The sequence below is a fragment of the Nostoc sp. 106C genome (assembly GCF_002154725.1).
GTDB lineage: Bacteria > Cyanobacteriota > Cyanobacteriia > Cyanobacteriales > Nostocaceae > Aulosira.
On sequence record NZ_MTAW01000207.1, the window covers coordinates 1 to 17,531 of the forward strand.

Genomic DNA, 17,531 nt, shown 5'->3' on the forward strand with positions numbered 1-17,531 from the left:
TCGTTGATATTTATTCCTTCTTTATCTGTATCACAGTTTTAGTGAATTGGTATAATATTTTGGTTTCATGCAAGTCTTTAGTAATTTTTGCAAAGTAAAGGTTGAACTTATTGACATAGCCAAACCCATACCCATAAAATCTTTTACCCAATTATTTACAAGCAAGTTAACAATGCCAAAGGTAGTCATGGAAATATACATGACAAAAGCAACCCAAGCTGAACTATCTTTTTAAGAACCAAGTATTTGCATATTTCCTACCTTAGATGGAAATTATTTAACTGTGATTGTATTTATTATTACAGTCACAAGCAATAGTGATGTCACCAGTTTTATAACTGGATTCTCCAAGGTAGGCTTAAAGTGTATGAGCCGTAGTCTTAAATGTCAAATCCGAAAGTAATTTGCTTGTATTCCTTAAATAGCGAGTACAAACATTTATACCGATTTTATAACTGGGATAAGCAAATTATCTAAATTATTCAGTTTCGGGAAAGATTTGCACTTTCCCATCAGGACTAAGTACAGCTCGCATTCTGACATTTTTGCCGTATCTGTTGGGTGAAACAAACGGTGCTCCTAGATTAGGCATTCCAGCGCTATCAACAAATTCTCTGGCTGCCTTATTTAAAGGAAAAATGCGTTCAATAGTACCGTCAACACCTACCATCAAACTGTATTCCAATGTTTGTCGCAATCCAGTGGGTGGTTGCCAGCGTTTTTGGATATATTGTCTAGCTTCTGCCACCTGAGGTGTATCAAACAACGTGTTATCGGTAGCTACCTGGGTAGATGTTGTTGTTTTGCGTCCATTTCTTAATCTCTCGACTAGAAGATTATCATTACTTCTAGTTGACGAGGCAGTAGACGTAGTAGATGCAGGATTGTATTCTCCCTCAAGCTTCGGTAAACTTGCTGTTCGATTAGGTATGGTAGGAAGATTTGGGGCAATTGTTGAGATATTTGGGCTGACACTACCTCTGTTAGGAGCTAGGCTTGGTGGTAGCTCTCGCTTTTTAGGCAGAGCAAGATCCGCTGGGCTAACTGACCCAGAACTTTTCAGTGTAGGATTTGGTTGAATAGCAATTTGCTGACCATCAATGCTGCTGGGTACTCCAAACTGGGAATTAGTAGGAATAGTTGAGTTTGGCTTCTGAGGTACATTGAATACACTTCCAGAAGATGGCAGAGTACCCTTAGGTAAATTAGAACTAGCGGATGTTTGAGATGTAGAGAAGCTAGAATTCGGTAATGTTGGTGACTTGCTGGTAAAGGTAGAATTAGGCGCTGTTAGGGGTGCTGTGGGCGCTATAGGAATTGGCTGGGTAGAGCCTAAAGGTGGCAGTGGGGGTAAACTGTCTGGAGGCGCAAGTTCACCTTGCGGGTTGAGCGAGGGTGAGGGCTGAAGAGCAATTTGTGCCGATTCGGTAGGGGTTTTTTTGGCAATCTGCTGCTGCTTTGGCTTGGTGTTATTCACATATTGCCAGGTAATTGGCAATAAACCTACACCTAATACCAGTACGGCTGCGACAGGTGCCCAAACAGGGAAGTTGAGAGTTGATCTGCTAGGGTTTTCGAGATTAGGTAACGCCATGATATCAGCTGAGTATTCATCTAAGGCAGTTGCCAAATCGAAAAGTTGCAGCAGACTGAGTTGTATTACAGGCCCAGATGCCTGATTAGCAAGGGAACCGAGGAACAGCTTGTGAGCCAAGTAGCTGCTTGGTTCTAAATATATTTTTTTCTGTGGTATCTGATAGGGAAAAGATTGTAATGTCTTAGTAGTAGCTGGTAAAGAAGAAGGCTGAAAATCTGTTAATTGTGAGTCATCAGCGACTTTGCTGGAGTCTCGGGGCCCGGCGAAACTGAGCCAAAAGCTTTCTGGAGATTGGTGAAGAAATTCCTGAACATAACTTGTGACTGCATCACACAAAGCTTCGAGTTGGTCGCGATCGCCCCGAATTGGGAGTCTGCTTTCTTCTGGCAGTCGCGGATCGTCAAAACGTAGCTCAAAGCTTAGCTGCTTGAGGACAGTTTTTCCCATCCACCGAGACAAAGGTGAGTCTTGTGCGAAGACTTCTAGTGTGCAAGTGGGGGGTGTGTAGCGACGAATGACAGAATTTGATAGAGGCATGGCAGAAACTGCGAAGGAGATGATTGGTGATTTTGGATTTAGGAGGAGCAATCTAAAATCTAAAATTTTGTGGAACGGTCTATCAGTGCTAACCACAGACGGCGGTGTCCACCAGGAGCGCTGTAAAACAGTAAATCTACAAGCAGTTTGAGTGCCAGTTGAGTGAGTAAATCTGTTGAGATTTCCTCGTCCTCTTCCATTCGCTCTTGGTAGGTGTTACAGAAAGCATCAATATAATCTCCAAGTAAAGCGGTCTGATGAGGTTCCTGGTTATTTTCCGCCATTTGTTCTAATAGACCGACAGCACGGCGAGTTAATTCTTGATGCTGTTTGGCAAGGTAGCAGGTGATGAGAACAAGCGATCGCGCTTCTTCTACATCAAGTTTTTTTCGCCCTCCTTGACCTTTGCGTAGGGGATTCGACTGGCGCAATCGCCATAAAGCTACGCGGTCTGGCACTCTTGACTCCAAATCCAGATCGATTGCTGCCGAGAGCATAGCCTCGGAACCAATGCCAGTTAAAGTTTCAAGCGCTAACAGCACTAAGTCCAACTGGGTTTTGATATTGTCCCACTGAACCGAGTTTGGCGCTGGGAGCTTGATTAAATCCTCCCACTGGGAATTTGGAGTGGCTGAATTGGCGGCCGAGTGCATAACTTTTAGCATAGGTGATCGGGCTAATAGGGACTGTTGCTGTTACCCATTTTGAAACAGACTCTCAAGCATTCGGGTTAGTTTCCTACAGCTATATTAGTCAAAAGCTTCAGCTAGCTTTTATCACTGTGGTAATCAGCATGTATCTCTGTCTTACTCTAAATGAAAATTTATTTTCTACAAAGCAGAAAAATAATTACTTCAACATCAGACCTATCTAACCCTAACTGCCTAGTTAGTAAAAAGCTATAAATCAACCTAATTAAAGGCTCCAATCAGCAACTGCTAATCATAGCTGGGCAATTAATAATTAGCAATTCATAATTATTTGCTACTTTATCAACATTTTTAGTCAAGGTAGAGGGCAGACAGCAAGAGTCAAGAGTCAAAAGTTAGTAATTTTCCCCCTGCTCCCTGCTCACCTGCCTTTTTATTAAGACTGCTTCTTACCTTTCCTCACTCAACATAAGCAACGGTGACACCACTACCGCCATCTACTTGTTCTGCGGCTTCGTAGTTGCTAACTCTAGGGTGCTGCTGCAAATAGGTGTGGACACCTTGCCGCAGTTTGCCAGTACCATGTCCGTGAATAATCCATATCGGGCCTGAAGCCTCGGAAATTGCTTTATCTAAAAGCAATTCAGCATCAGCCACACGTTTTCCGCGCAAATCGACTGTGTTTTTGGAAGTCCGAATTGCCAAGGTTGGTGGTGCTGCTGGGGTAACTGGTGCTGGTGCTGGTTTTGATTTGACTACAGGTTCAGCTTTTTGACCATCTAAAGATTCCACGTCTTTGAGCTTGACTGTCATCTTCATAATGCCAAACCGAACAGTCAACTCACCGTCATCATCGGGGGCGACTAAAACTTCCGCTGTTTGCCCGAATTGAGAAAGCCGGATGCGATCGCCTACTTTGGGCATAAATCCAGCTTTCGGTTTTGCTGGTGTGGCTGGCTGAAATTTCTGAGCAATTTGATTGAGAGCGTTAGTTGCTTGCTGGGCATCTTGTGCTGTTGGCGTACCTTGCTGCAAGCGACGAATTACTTGGGCGATTTCACCTTTGGCTTGGGCGATCGCTTGTTGCACTGCTGCTTCCTGCGAAGCCTTTAAAGTCCGTTCTCTTTCTTCCAAATTTGTGGCTTTGGCCGAAACTTCTTTATATAAACGTTCTGCTTGCTGCAACAAATTTTGCGCTTCTGCTGCTTTAGTTTCTTGGCGACGCCGTTGCGCTTCTAAGCCAGCAATCACCAGGTTAACTTCGTCTGTTGCCTCTCCCACTTGCGTTTTTGCTTGTTCTACCACTTCTGGTTTTAGCCCTAAGCGCAGAGCGATTGTTAAGGCGTTGGAACGTCCAGGAATTCCCCACAGCAACCGATAAGTCGGTGATAGGGTACTTTCATCAAATTCTACAGAAGCGTTTTCAAATCGCTCATCTTCGTATTTCAGGGCTTTCAGTTCACCAAAGTGAGTTGTCGCCACTGTCAGTCGGGCGTGGCTGGCAAGATACTGCAACAGGGCGATCGCTAAAGCACTACCCTCGGCTGGATCGGTTCCCGCGCCTATTTCATCAAGTAAGACGAGTGCTGAGTTGGGAGTGCTAAGTGCTATATTTTGCTCCTCTGCTTCTCTATCTTCTCCAGTTCCTAGCGCATCCAAAATCCGACTAATCCGGCGGATGTGCCCAGAGAATGTTGATAAACTTTGCTGTAGAGATTGTTCATCACCAATATCTGCTAATACCTGGCTAAACCAAGGTATTTCTACTGGTTCTCTAGCAGGTATAAATAAACCCACTTTGGCCATCAATGCTGCCAAGCCTAGGGTTTTTAAGGTGACAGTTTTCCCTCCAGTATTTGGTCCAGTAATCGTTACTACTCGAATCACCGGAATAATCAGCAAATCTACAGGAACAACTGGTTGGCTTTGTTCGTGTAGATGCTGCCATACCAACAGCGGATGACGCAGTTGGCGCAAGGTAATACTTTCTTGCTCTTCCCATTTAATAAATCTGGGAGGATTCGCTCCTAGCCAAAAACTGTAACGTGCTCTTGCCGTTGCCAGGTCTAAAGTAGTAACAATTGCTAATAACCTTTCCAAATCAGGTTTAACTGCTGCCACTTGCTCGGTCAAAGCGCGGCGAATTATTTCTTCTTCTGTCTGCTCTCGTCTGATTGCTTGGCGTAATTGGTTCCCAATGGGCACGATGCTATGGGGTTCCACATAGAGGGTGGCACCACTGGTAGAGGTATCGTGGACAATACCGGGGATAGCGTCTTTTTGTGGCGCTTTCACAGGAATAACAAAGCGATCGCCTCTTTGGGTAATCAGTTGTTCTTGGACTGCCCCAGATTTTGCTTGTAAAATATTTTGCAGCTTTTGCGTAATTTGACTACGCAATCTCCGCAGTTCTGTGCGAATTTCACCCAGCTTTTGGCTGGCGCGATCAGTTACCTGTCCTCGTTCATCAATACAACGGTGGATTTCTTGCTCAAGTTCGGGATAAGTTCGTAACTCAGCTACTAACTCTGTCAGGATTGGTATATTTTCCTGGTTATCAATTACACGACGTAAATTCCTACTGCCAGCTAGGGTGGTAGCGATCGCTAACAATTCGTCCCCAGCCAAAATTCCTTGGAGTTCTGCTCGTTCCAGGGAGTCACCAATATCTTGAATTCCCTCAAAGGATAGGCTGGGGGATAGACGGCTCTCCAGTTGGTAAACTTCTTTAGTTTGCTCCAACAACTGCGTACTTTCCGCCTGAGAGTCGGGAATTTTTAGCTGACGTGATGCGATCGCCCCTAACTTAGTTGCCGCAAAGGTCGAAAGATGCTGGCAGAGGCGATTCCATTCTAATAGTTCTAAAGTTTCAGATTGGATCAAGGCTTCAATATCTAATCTGAATCTATGGTAACAATTCTGGCTGCTTTAAGGCTGAACCTTGTAGCAGTTAATTGCGATCGAACAGAAGCGAAAAGACTCTATTCCGTCCGCTCCACTACGTTGTTAGCTGGCTGAGTACTACTCAATGCTTCCAGTTTTTGTCGAATTGCTGCTTGAATCTTTTCATCAAAATCGGGGTCGCCTGGGCTGGCGATCACTGATTTTGGACGCTGATTGAACCTATCCAAATATGCCTGAAAAGCAGCCTGATCTTGGCGGTTTGCCAGAAAGTACCGTCTCAATTCGGCATCATTCATGGTATCAAAATTGACTTCACTCATCAGAATACCTCTCCATTCGGTACAATTTCAAACTCAAGGTTTTCAGCGTATCCAGCTAGGACATATAGGTTTCGAGTCCGATGATCAACACAGACCAGATGAATCGGTTGAAACATGATGAAGGTCAATTGATAGCTGACGCGATATAAACTTTCTAATTGAGCAGTAGTAGGCATTTGGTTCATTCCACCTGCTGTCCATTTTAACACTCCAAATTTGAGAGGTATTGAGGGTTAATTAACGGCAGGAATATATATAGTGACAGTGGCCAGGTTACAAAATTGGCGATCGCACTTAAGTCCCAACTACGCCTTTGTAAATAACTGTGCTGCATAACGTTCCCACTTGCCGCTAGTAGCTCCTTGGACTCAACGAAAAAACTCTATCCAGTTGATTGATGTGCAACGGGATTATTTGCCTTTTGGCAACGCACGAGCCTACCAATTTGGCTTTTCTATCAAGCTTATGGCTTCATCTATGAGTCGTACCTGATTAGGTGGAACTTTACTTTTTTGTTGCTTCAATCTCTCAACTACTTCGTCATCTCCAATCTGTCTAAGCACACTTATGACGTGATACTTAACTTTCGATTTTTTATCTGACAACGAATTGATTAAAAAATTAATCAGTGTTGCAACAGTTTTCGGATTTCTTAATTGACCAAGTGCCTTAGCAGCAGAAATTTGCACAATATGTGCTTCATCAGCTAGTAAAGCTAGGAGAGGTTGTATTAAAAGCTCATCTTCTGGAGAAGCAATCTCTCTGATAGCACAAGCTGCTAAATTACGTACAACTTGAGCGGGATGGTTCAGCAGTTTCAGGAGTTCAGGTAATTTTTCTCGCGCTCTCAATTCACCCAACCCATATGCTGCCTCAGCAATAATATCGGGATTATTGTCACTCAAAAATTCTGTTAAATAGCAGATTGCTCGTTCATCATAAGTATGATAAAGCTGACGAATGAGTATGCTTTTCTGTAAATCCTTAGGAGAACGACCGAATAGGTCAACATATAGTTTCTCCGACTGCACGTCTTGCTTAGATTGCTCTTGAGAGCGCTCGCGATTTTTCAGTTCGTGTAACTCGTCACAGAGTTTATTCCATTCAGCTTCTCTTTCATTTAGCTGCTCTGGCGAAAGATACTTACTTTCAATTTTTCGCAGAAGAACTGGATTTTTTACGAGCGATCCCTCTTCTATGTAATAAGCTCTACTGAGATATGCATCAATGATAATCTGAAGCATCTGCTCAATATTTTCATACTTTTCTTGTAGGTCTCCGAGTTCAAGAAATATATAGTAAATACTTTCCTCATAATTTGGATTGCAATCTACTAGAAAATAAGATTTGTCAGCATAAAGTATCGGTAAGAAATTCTTGTCAAAAAAGAGTTCGTCTTGAAACTCCTCTCCTAGTGCAATCAAGTTTTCATATTCAGCAACTGCATATGATAGAGGCAAAAGATCATAACTTGGAATAAATCGCTCTATTCCATCATGCCATCTATAGAGATTTTCAATTATGCTGGGAATTTTGAACGGTAGCCTACCTGCAAGCTGCCGAAATTTTTCATCTGAGATTGGTGGCGAAACGTCCTCTTTTTCCAGAACCTCGAAGATGTTGTCGAGTTGCTCTAGTAATTCCTGCATAACCACCCTCGTAATTTAATCTCGCTACACCCGATCAATCAAGACTCCCTTGTATTCACTAACTGATTGATCATCCACGGAAATCTTAGATTCTAATGAATAGGCTGCAAACTACCATCACAACCTGTAAACACAGAGGACTAACTATTTATTATGTGGAAACTTTCCGTATATCACATTCAGCGATTCAGGTAGGGAAAGGATTACGTGCATTTTAAGCACAATATTAATAAATTCTCTAGATGTCGTCAATGTCAAAATATTATACAGATTTTTTCCGTATAACTACTTGATTTAGACTGAATATATACAATTTTTCTAGCTCTCTTAGCTACTACTTCCTGACAGTAACTTATAAAAAAATTGCACCAACTTCACCCACAATTTGATACCCTAGCTTAAACAGATTTGAGAAGATTTTAAGCGTGGACATTCAACTTGGGCGGGGAAAAACGGCTCGGAGAGCTTACGGAATTGATGAGATTGCTTTAGTACCTGGTAACAGAACACTCGATCCGAGTTTGGCAGATACCAGGTGGAAGATTGGCAATATTGAGCGAGAAATCCCAATAATTGCTAGTGCTATGGATGGCGTAGTAGATGTGCGTATGGCTGTACGTTTGTCGCAGTTAGGAGCATTAGGAGTCCTCAATTTAGAAGGTATCCAAACTCGCTATGCCGACCCAGAACCGATTTTAGATAAGATTGCTGCTGTGGGAAAAGATGAATTCGTATCCCTGATGCAAGAACTCTATGCCGAACCAATAAAGCCAGAATTAATTGAAAAGCGTATTCAGGAAATTAAGCAACAAGGTGGCATTGCGGCAGTGAGTGCTACGCCAGCCGGAGCAAGTAAATATGGCGAAGTGGTAGCCAAGGCTGGGGCAGATTTATTTTTTGTACAAGCTACGGTAGTTTCTACTGCACACCTCTCACCAGAGTCTATCGTGCCATTAGATTTGGCAGAATTTTGTCGTTCTATGCCCATCCCTGTAGTGTTGGGGAATTGCGTAACTTACGAAGTTACTTTGAATCTATTGAAAGCTGGGGCTGCTGGAGTACTAGTAGGAATTGGCCCTGGCGCTGCTTGTACCTCACGTGGTGTGTTGGGTGTAGGCGTACCCCAAGCGACAGCGATCGCGGATTGTGCCGCCGCACGCGATGATTACTATCGGGAAACTGGTAACTACATTCCTGTGATTGCTGATGGTGGTTTAATCACTGGTGGTGACATTTGCAAATGCATTGCTTGCGGTGCTGATGGTGTGATGATTGGTTCTCCCTTTGCCAGAGCCGCCGAAGCACCTGGACGAGGTTACCATTGGGGTATGGCAACTCCTAGCCCTGTACTACCCCGTGGCACCCGCATTCGCGTTGCTACCACTGGCAGCCTAGAGCAAATACTCATTGGGCCAGCTGGACTGGATGATGGCACTCATAATCTTTTAGGAGCCTTAAAGACGAGTATGGGCACCTTAGGAGCCAAAAATATCAAAGAAATGCAGCAAGTTGAAGTTGTAATTGCTCCTTCCCTACTAACTGAAGGCAAAGTCTATCAAAAGGCTCAACAATTAGGCATGGGTAAATAAGGGGCTAGGGGTTAGGGTGACAAGGTGAGACAGCGCTCTTAGTAGGGTTTCCAACGCCCTCCGGGTGACGCTCCTTCTCCCAAGGGGAGACGCTACGCGAACGTCGCTAACGCTGCGCTAACGCCAGTTCCCTACGGCAGGAAACCCGCCCACAGTGCTGGCTCCTCTTGACCCTTGGCAAATGACAGATGACAAATAACAAATACCTAATCCTTAGTAAATAGCTACTTCAATCTTTCAGGAAATTTTTCCAGGCTCTTAAACAATTACTGGAAAAATTACATATGTCGCCTACAATAGAGATAGCGGAGACGCATGTTTCCGTTCACTCCTCACACCACACTCCGCCCGGACTATGTTCGGGCGGTTCCTTATGTTTTTATAAATAAATTAAATTCTACAGCTTCTTTGCAAATGTACATCCTTACGCTCCCAAGCAGCTGTTTTTGCTATGGTAGAATTTTCACGAAACTCCGAAATATAATTGGCAAAGGTTTTTAGGCATGTCAGCAGCCGCACAAGTTACGGATTCTACGTTTAAGCAAGAAGTACTCGACAGTGATGTACCTGTTTTAGTCGACTTTTGGGCACCTTGGTGTGGTCCCTGCCGCATGGTAGCTCCTGTTGTAGATGAAATTGCCTCTCAGTACGAAGGTCAGCTAAAAGTCGTTAAAGTCAACACTGATGAGAATCCTAATGTTGCCAGTCAGTACGGCATCCGCAGCATTCCCACATTAATGATTTTTAAAGGTGGGCAAAAGGTTGATATGGTCGTCGGTGCCGTGCCTAAAACTACATTAGCTAACACATTGGAAAAGTATCTTTGAATCTCAATCGGCAATCAGATCCTTCTGATTTTTCCATTTGTTCTAGTTTTTAGGTCAATATTTGTAAACAAGTTTGAGAGGCGCGAAATTTCGCGTCTCAATAAAACTTTTTACAGTGGTAGATCTTTTGAGATTACTGCTGCTAAATTAATTTTGTTATTCCGGTTGGGGGCATACTCAACATAGCGTGGCAACAATCAAGTCTTATACCCTACTCTGCGAGTTAGCCTTTGGAGGCTGACGAACGGTTTCTGCCATACGCTAAAGGTTTGCAGTCACCTGCGGCGGCACTACTGACTACCCTAAGGCTTCTCCAAAGGAGTAGAAGTCTCAACCGAATGGACAAAAATTCATGTTCTTCGGGCACAGAACCTATACAAACAGTGCTGTTTCACCGCTACACGTCTACAAGAGCTTTTTAAATTTTAAATTTTGAGAGCAATCTGAGTTGAGGTTTCCTTTGATCGGAACTTTAGGGCTTCGGAATTCCGCGTAGATGTAAATCGTCTTTACTTAAAGTAAGTAGCGGTACTAGCGCCTTGGTTGATAATTAACCAATGGTGCTTTTTATTGCGATCGCGCAGTCGGTCAATATACAAAAACTGTTGGCGACTAACTAATGGTGCAACAGTTGATACATCGCACTCCAAAATTAGATAAAATATAATGCCATTGTGGCAGCAGTTATCATGACTTCATCTGCGTCGTTTGATACATTAGAGTCTCTACAGGCGGATATCGCTGAATTAATTGATCGGTTACCGACGTTAAAAAATCAACAACTCATCAAACAGGCACTTGCTACCATAGTGCGTTTAGCTGATAGTGACATCGAGCGTCTCGATTGGAAGATATTATCAGCTTCTCTAGCAGATATGGAGCGCGGTTTTCAACTCTTTTATGCCTACCGACATGTTCGTAAAGTAACTATTTTTGGTTCTGCTCGCCTAGCACCAGAAACCCCAGAGTATCACATGGCAGTACAGTTTGCTCGCGCTGTTACTCAGTTGGGATTTATGGTAATGACTGGTGGTGGTGGTGGTATCATGCAAGCGGGTCATGAAGGTGCGGGGCGAGAAAATTCTTTTGGCTTAAACATCCAATTGCCCTTTGAGCAGCAGGCGAACCCTTTTATTGAAGGTGATTCTAAGCTGATTAACTTCAAATATTTTTTCACGCGCAAACTATTTCTCTTAAAAGAAAGTGATGCGGTTGCCTTGTTTCCTGGTGGTTTTGGCACCCAAGATGAAGCTTTTGAGTGCATGACATTAAGCCAGACTGGTAAATTTGGTCCCGTACCTCTAGTTTTAATTGATCGTCCTGGTGGCGATTACTGGCGGTCTTGGAGCACATACATCGATGAGCAACTAGTGGCAAAAGGTCTTGTCAGTCCCGATGACCCCAGCCTTTATACTGTTACAGACAACTTGGATGTGGCTTGTAATGCTATTACTCGGTTTTACCAGGTTTATCACTCCAGCCGCTACGTAGGCGATCAGTTGGTAATTCGTTTAACGACGGATTTATCAAATGCTGAGGTAGAAAAACTCAATGCTGACTTTAGTGACATTCTTGTTAAAGGAAAAATAGAAAAAAGTCAGGCATTATCTCAAGAAGGGCAAGATGAAACAGTTGGATTACCTCGTCTTGTTCTCTACTTTAATCAACGTGATTTGGGGCGCTTATATCAGATGATTGCTACTATTAACAAGATGGGTATTCATAGAGTAGAAGAGACAGGACATCCAGAACGGAAGTAGGTCTTAGGGGTGGGTTTAGCCACCCTCGGATTTTCACTAAAGCAGTAAATGTTTTTTCAAAAATTAACTGGATTCCTATAGTTGAGGAAGATTGGCTTAATTACTAAATATATAATTTTCAAATACTTAATTAGTAAATTATAGAAAAGTTTTAAAAATTATTCTAAATCACCAAACTATAACAGTTGGAACAATCAAAAATAGTTTAAATCGGGCAGATGTTTGAGTTAATGAGTGTTTAGAGAGTTTGTAGCTATTCGCTAGGATGTGCGATCGCTGTGAAACTTTGCAACTGCGATTGCAGGTAGAGCAACTAATTGGCTTTGGTCGAGAAGCCACAGGGGAAAATTACTGATTCCTGAGGAGTTAGCAGAAGCGCTCGAACAAAAAAGATTGGCTAAATAGCAAGCTGAATCGCAAGTGGAGAGATTAAGGCAACATTTACGCTCGCTCGGTATTGACCCAGATAATATTTATTTCTGTCTACATAAGAATGTAGTATAATTACGTAATCAGCGATCGCGCCACATAATGATTTTTCGCTGTATTATTACCAGCAAATACATGTAATAAAACAGGTAATATTCCATGCTAAACAGGTGGACAATTACCTGAAATGAAGACTACACTAACTGATGCAGCTTAAGACTTCTACCTAAAGATAGAATTTCGTCCTTATTTTTATGATTTTATGTGTCAACCTTGTATGTTTGCTCATAAAATCAAAAACAAGGCGAAGTTTTGCATAAACATACTAGCCTAAATAAATTAAATGAGTTCATTAACAAATCAGGGTGGCAAATTTATCACTAAATTACAAATGGCAGATCGAATAAACGATATCGCTTGGCAAGCACACCAAGGTAGCGTTGCCGCGATCATTCAAATATTGAACGAAAAGCTAGTTGAATCTGGTGTTAGAACCAGAGCCATCTTTTCTGATGGCGTCTTACAACTTCTCTGTGAGGCACATACAGTAGAGCAACTAGAGCAATCTATCATAGTCCAAAAAATCAGGCAAATTCTTGAGTCTATTGCACCCCGCAACATTCGGCGCGTGAATATCAACAGTCGAATTGTTCGGGAACAACAATTATTGTGGTTGACGGAAATTTATCGCGATCGCGATAATCAATTGCTTTGGTCAGAGGAAATTACCTTACCTCAACCGAATATTATTAAGCAACTAATTAATGATTTTCAAGACCTCAAAGAGTCTAAATCAGAAATAGCTCAGGTAAGCTTGCCTAAGCCCAATTCTTTGCGAGCTGTAGTTTTCAAAAGAAGAAATCGGAACAAGAGTCAAAATAAACTCCTGAGTAAAAATATACCGAATCGTTCCTTTCTAATCGGGTTACTCAAAGTCTCTGGTTTATGCTTACCCTTCCTATTGCTGGTTTGGTGCGCTTACACATGGTTAGAAGGTAAACAGGAAACCTCAATTTCCACAGAAGCTTCTAAAGCTTCATCTGTGAATGTGCAAGCATCAATTCCTGCTAATAAAAATATTTCTCAGGCATCTAAAGACCCATTCGCAGCCGCAGTGCGGATTGCTAATCAAGCTTCTGCATTGGGTAAAACAGCCACAACCTCCGAGCAGAGGTTAGAACTAGGGGCTAAATGGCAGGAGGCTTCGGATTTAATGAGTAAGGTTTCACCAAAGCACAGCCGCTATCAAGAAGCTCAAAGCCGCATTCAACTATATAAGCAATATGCAGAAGCTTCTAAATCATTAGCAAACAAGCCAGAAGCATCTCCTTTACCGCCTGTAACCAAAACTGCTTCTACCCCAGTTGATGACCCATTTGCAGCCGCAGTGCGGATTGCTAATCAAACTTCTGCATCTGGTAAAACAGCCACAACTTCAGACCAATGGTCAGCTTTAGCTGCTAAGTGGCAAGAAGCTTCAGATTTAATGAGTAAGGTCTCACCAAACCACAATCGCTATCAAGAAGCTCAAAGCCGTGTTCAACTATACAAAAAGTTTAGTGAGGCGGCTCAATTAAAAGCTCAGAAGGGTCAGTAATGAAATCATACAGAGATGGGGAGTTAAATTTAAATTTCCCCATCTATCAAAATCTAACCGTACAGGCGCAGAGAGCGCAGAGAAAAGAGCGATGATATTCACGAACAATTCGAGATTGCTGTAGCTGGACAAACTACTAGAAAAAAATGGCGATCGCTTTCTTCTGAATCAAGCAACAAATTTCAGATGTACGATAGCTTTTAGGAATATCTTTAACTTGCAGGATAGTATGCAGCCTACTCAGGATTTCGCTGAGACTCATAATCCAGCGGTTTCCAGTTTACAGACACAAATTGCAGGTGTCCAATTTCTCAAGAATGTTCTTGGTAACAATACTGCTGTACTAATTGACTTAAAAGAACATATCTATCTTTTTTCTGATTTATGCAACAAAGCCACAGTTTTTTGTGCGTTTTCACCATCTACGAATTGATGCATAATTTACATCCTAAGTATTCATAGATATCATCTATATTAATATAATTCTTTTTTACTGCAACAGTAAGAATGCTATTAATAAAATAATTCATATTTTCTAAGACATCAGATAATGACAAAATTTTATTATAAGATTGACCAGTGCCTCTAATATTAGAATAACATTCTATCGTTTTTCTATCTAGATTTGGTATCATATATATTGAAAAATAATTGAAATCAATAATGATTTTTTCTAAATTTGATAAATTTATAATACTCTTGCACCATCCTTCTTCTATTGCATCGAGAACATCATGATATAAATGAATTCTTTGTATAACATCTCCTATTTTTATTGCTATATAATGATTATTATCAAAGCAAAAGCGTCTAAAACCCATCTCAAAATCTGAAAATTCATTTAATTCATCTTCTGGTGGTTCATAAAAATTATCTGGAATAATTTCTTCAATATTAATACTAAATTTTTCAATGCTTCTCATAATAAAACTCACTGAATTTAAGATTAGTGCTTATCATCCAATCTCTTGCAAGCCAAAAAATATGTAGAGACACAATAGAATAATGTCTCTACATAATATCAAAACCTAATCGATTAATTTAACTAAACACTCATTTCTAACATCCGTTGCATTGGACGCAAAGCGGCTAACCGAATCTCCTCAGACATGGTGATTTCGGGATTCCGATTTTTCATCGCCCAATACACTTTTTCTAAGGTATTTAACCGCATAAACGGACATTCATTGCAATTACAGTTATTAATTGGTGGTGCAGGAATAAACCGCTTTTGGGGAGCTAGTTTTTGCATTTGGTGAATGATACCCGGCTCTGTAGCCACAATAAATTCCTGCGCAGGGCTATTTTGACAATATTGAAGTAAAGCTGCTGTAGAGCCGATATAGTTAGCGTGGCGCAAGATGCTAGTTTCGCATTCTGGGTGGGCGATCGCCTCTGCTTCGGGATGGGCAATTTTTAACTGAACAATTTTCTTTTCCGAGAAGGTTTCATGCACGATACAGCTACCGTCCCACAGCACCAAATCTCGTCCGGTTTGTTCCATGACGTAGCGCCCCAAATTGCGATCGGGGGCGAAAATTATTGGCTGATCTTTCGGTATTTGCTGCACAATCTTCACAGCATTGGAACTGGTGCAGATAATATCGCTCATGGCTTTAATATCGGCAGAGCAGTTGATATAAGAAACTACTAGATGATCGGGATGGGCGGCTTTAAAGGCTGCAAACGCTTCCGCCGGACAACTGTCTGCTAAGGAACAGCCTGCATTCAAATCTGGTAACAGTACTAATTTGTCAGGATTAAGTATCTTTGCTGTCTCTGCCATGAAGTGAACACCAGCAAAGACGATCGCATCTGCATTGGTATTAGCTGCGGCTTTTGCTAGTTGTAATGAATCCCCAATAAAGTCTGCAATATCCTGGATATCTGGCTCTTGATAGTAATGCGCTAAGATCACCGCGTTGAGTTCTTTCTTCAGGCTCTCAATGGCGGCAAATAAATCCAGTGGTAATGCACCCGGATGGGTGGTTTCTCGTTGAGCAAGTGCAGTGTTAAACACAGTTAGGGGTTGCTTAAGGTTGCAAGTATTTGTGCTGTGGATTCAATTATAGTAGTTTTTACCAAAAAATATAGTGGTTTTTACCAAAAATAGTCAAAGCTTCATGTTGCCAATTTGTGTCCAAAACCTGCTGAGTTGCCTATCCTAAAAGTAGACGGCAAGGACAGTGGCATGACCAGTGAGATAACACAATCAACAAACCTCAAAATAGCTGTAGTTGGCGATGTTCACGACCAATGGGAAGTAGAAGATGGTATAGCACTCAAGCATTTGGGTGTGGACTTAGTACTGTTTGTGGGGGATTTTGGCAATGAGTCGGTGGAAGTGGTAAGAGCGATCGCCTCCCTCGATATTCCCAAAGCAGCCGTAATGGGCAACCACGACGCCTGGTATACTGCCACAGAATGGGGACGGAAAAAGTGTCCCTACGACCGCACCAAGGAAGACTGGGTGCAAGAACAACTCGATTTACTGGGGGATGCCCATGTCGGTTATAGTAAGCTGGATTTTCCCCAGTGGAATTTAACTGTAGTTGGCGGTCGTCCTTTTAGTTGGGGTGGGCCAGAGTGGAGATTTGCTGACATCTGCAAAGAACGTTACGGTGTAACAGATTTGGAAGAATCAGCAAATAAAATTATGGCTGCGGTCAAAAGTGCTGCCTACGACACGATTATATTTCTAGGGCACAACGGGCCTAGTGGATTAGGCGATCGCCCAGAAGATCCCTGCGGTAAAGACTGGCTCCCCATTGGTGGCGATTTTGGCGATCCAGATTTTGGTGAAGCGATTTCCCAGGCTCTCAACGCTGGTAAAACCATTCCCCTGGTGACATTTGGTCATATGCACCATAGCCTACGGCACACGAAAAAAGAGCTACGCAAGCCTGTGCTGAGAAGTCCAGAAGGGATAATTTACCTCAATGCGGCTAGCGTACCCAGGATAGTAGAAACTAACGGCAACAAGCAGCGTAATTTTTCCTTAGTCTCCCTAGAGGCGGGTGTGGTGTCGCAAGTCTCCCTAGTTTGGGTCGGCAGTGATTACCGGATAGTATCAGAGGAAATTTTTTACGAGCGATCGCGTCCAGTAGTGCAATCTGCGTAGATGATGAGATATAGTATTATCTGTCTGCTTTTGTGCTAACTTAGGAAAGCGTTTGCATAACAGGTAGGCAACAAGCTAGACAGTTTACTGGAGAGGTGGCAGAGTGGTCGATTGCGTCCGACTTGAAATCGGATGAGGCTAAAACCTCCGGGAGTTCGAATCTCCCCCTCTCCGTTTAATTATTTTTTCTCTCAGCCATAGAAGTGCAGAAAGCTCCTTCCTAAAAGATAGGTAGAAATCAAATGCTGCATATATTTTGCATCTACAATATATCCAAAGATGCACAAATAGTATTTGGTTAACTACTGATGAAAGATAACAACATTAAACAAGAAGCTCATAAATTAATTGATAGATTACCAGAAAATTCCACATGGGATGATCTGATGTATCAAATTTATGTACGACAAACTGTGGAAGCTGGACTGGCAGATAGCAAAGCTGGTAATCTAATTTCTGTACAAGAAGTGCGGAAAAAATTTGGACTGCCAGAGTGCTCAGAGGGTGACAACCTACCTATAAAGGTTGCTGCATAAGGGATAGGGCATAGA

15 protein-coding genes, 1 tRNA gene and 2 pseudogenes are annotated in these 17,531 nt (G+C 42.3%); 7 read left to right on the plus strand and 11 right to left on the minus strand.

Translation table 11 applies throughout. From position 1 onward, the window contains the following. Window positions 1-10 precede the first annotated feature (10 nt). The 7 genes and pseudogenes from BV375_RS31125 to BV375_RS31155 all read right to left on the minus strand — a co-directional run bounded on the left by BV375_RS31125 (window position 11) and on the right by BV375_RS31155 (window position 7,657). A pseudogene (locus BV375_RS31125) lies at window positions 11-201 on the minus strand (YiaA/YiaB family inner membrane protein). A 277-nt stretch (window positions 202-478) separates the two neighbouring features. Further along, entirely contained in the window at window positions 479-2,134 is a 1,656-nt protein-coding gene (locus BV375_RS31130) for a DUF4335 domain-containing protein (RefSeq protein WP_086767738.1), read from the minus strand. Window positions 2,135-2,193: 59 nt separating this feature from the next. Further along, entirely contained in the window at window positions 2,194-2,799 is a 606-nt protein-coding gene (locus BV375_RS31135; protein WP_086681627.1) for a DUF3038 domain-containing protein, read from the minus strand. Window positions 2,800-3,243: 444 nt separating this feature from the next. Continuing rightward, entirely contained in the window at window positions 3,244-5,667 is a 2,424-nt protein-coding gene (locus BV375_RS31140; protein ID WP_086767740.1) for an endonuclease MutS2, read from the minus strand. 98 nt (window positions 5,668-5,765) lie between these two features. Continuing rightward, entirely contained in the window at window positions 5,766-6,008 is a 243-nt protein-coding gene (locus tag BV375_RS31145; RefSeq protein ID WP_086681636.1) for a hypothetical protein, read from the minus strand. Continuing rightward, window positions 6,008-6,184 carry a hypothetical protein gene (locus BV375_RS37340; protein WP_166507570.1) on the minus strand — a complete coding sequence of 59 codons (177 nt, stop codon included), beginning with the start codon at window positions 6,182-6,184 and terminating at the stop codon, window positions 6,008-6,010. The genes BV375_RS31145 and BV375_RS37340 overlap by 1 nt, the downstream gene beginning before the upstream one ends. 261 nt (window positions 6,185-6,445) lie before the next feature. Continuing rightward, complete coding sequence (locus BV375_RS31155; protein WP_086767744.1) at window positions 6,446-7,657, minus strand: HEAT repeat domain-containing protein; 1,212 nt, start codon at window positions 7,655-7,657, stop codon at window positions 6,446-6,448. A 425-nt stretch (window positions 7,658-8,082) separates the two neighbouring features. On the opposite strand from BV375_RS31155, the gene BV375_RS31160 reads away from it, so the two are divergent. After that, on the plus strand, window positions 8,083-9,246 hold the full coding sequence (locus BV375_RS31160; protein WP_086767746.1) for a GuaB3 family IMP dehydrogenase-related protein: 1,164 nt from the start codon (window positions 8,083-8,085) through the stop codon (window positions 9,244-9,246). 488 nt (window positions 9,247-9,734) lie between these two features. After that, window positions 9,735-10,073: pseudogene (gene trxA / locus BV375_RS31165) on the plus strand (thioredoxin); the annotation flags it as partial. 509 nt (window positions 10,074-10,582) lie between these two features. Here trxA and BV375_RS37345 read toward each other — a convergent pair. Then, on the minus strand, window positions 10,583-10,723 hold the full coding sequence (locus tag BV375_RS37345; RefSeq protein WP_166507571.1) for a hypothetical protein: 141 nt from the start codon (window positions 10,721-10,723) through the stop codon (window positions 10,583-10,585). A 39-nt stretch (window positions 10,724-10,762) separates the two neighbouring features. Between BV375_RS37345 and BV375_RS31170 the strand changes: the two genes are divergently transcribed. After that, on the plus strand, window positions 10,763-11,833 hold the full coding sequence (locus tag BV375_RS31170) for an LOG family protein (RefSeq protein WP_086767748.1): 1,071 nt from the start codon (window positions 10,763-10,765) through the stop codon (window positions 11,831-11,833). 820 nt (window positions 11,834-12,653) lie between these two features. Then, the gene (locus BV375_RS31175) at window positions 12,654-13,859 is read left to right on the plus strand and encodes a hypothetical protein (protein ID WP_339376805.1); all 1,206 of its coding nucleotides are present in this window, start codon (window positions 12,654-12,656) and stop codon (window positions 13,857-13,859) included. Between the two features lie 136 nt (window positions 13,860-13,995). Here BV375_RS31175 and BV375_RS38930 read toward each other — a convergent pair whose 3' ends face one another. The 3 genes from BV375_RS38930 to nadA form a co-directional block, all read right to left on the minus strand. Beyond that, entirely contained in the window at window positions 13,996-14,121 is a 126-nt protein-coding gene (locus BV375_RS38930; RefSeq protein ID WP_279432984.1) for a hypothetical protein, read from the minus strand. A 160-nt stretch (window positions 14,122-14,281) separates the two neighbouring features. Then, window positions 14,282-14,782: a hypothetical protein gene (locus BV375_RS31185; RefSeq protein WP_086767751.1), complete on the minus strand. Its 501-nt coding sequence runs from the start codon at window positions 14,780-14,782 to the stop codon at window positions 14,282-14,284. 122 nt (window positions 14,783-14,904) lie between these two features. After that, window positions 14,905-15,879 (minus strand): quinolinate synthase NadA, encoded by a 975-nt coding sequence (nadA, locus tag BV375_RS31190; RefSeq protein WP_086767753.1) that lies wholly within the window; start codon window positions 15,877-15,879, stop codon window positions 14,905-14,907. Between the two features lie 171 nt (window positions 15,880-16,050). On the opposite strand from nadA, the gene BV375_RS31195 reads away from it, so the two are divergent. The 3 genes from BV375_RS31195 to BV375_RS31205 all read left to right on the plus strand — a co-directional run bounded on the left by BV375_RS31195 (window position 16,051) and on the right by BV375_RS31205 (window position 17,516). Next, window positions 16,051-16,980 carry a TIGR04168 family protein gene (locus BV375_RS31195; RefSeq protein WP_086767755.1) on the plus strand — a complete coding sequence of 310 codons (930 nt, stop codon included), beginning with the start codon at window positions 16,051-16,053 and terminating at the stop codon, window positions 16,978-16,980. Window positions 16,981-17,069: 89 nt separating this feature from the next. Further along, a tRNA-Ser gene (locus BV375_RS31200) sits at window positions 17,070-17,154 on the plus strand. 134 nt (window positions 17,155-17,288) lie between these two features. Continuing rightward, on the plus strand, window positions 17,289-17,516 hold the full coding sequence (locus tag BV375_RS31205; RefSeq protein WP_086767757.1) for a hypothetical protein: 228 nt from the start codon (window positions 17,289-17,291) through the stop codon (window positions 17,514-17,516). The last annotated feature ends 15 nt before the right edge of the window (window positions 17,517-17,531 follow it).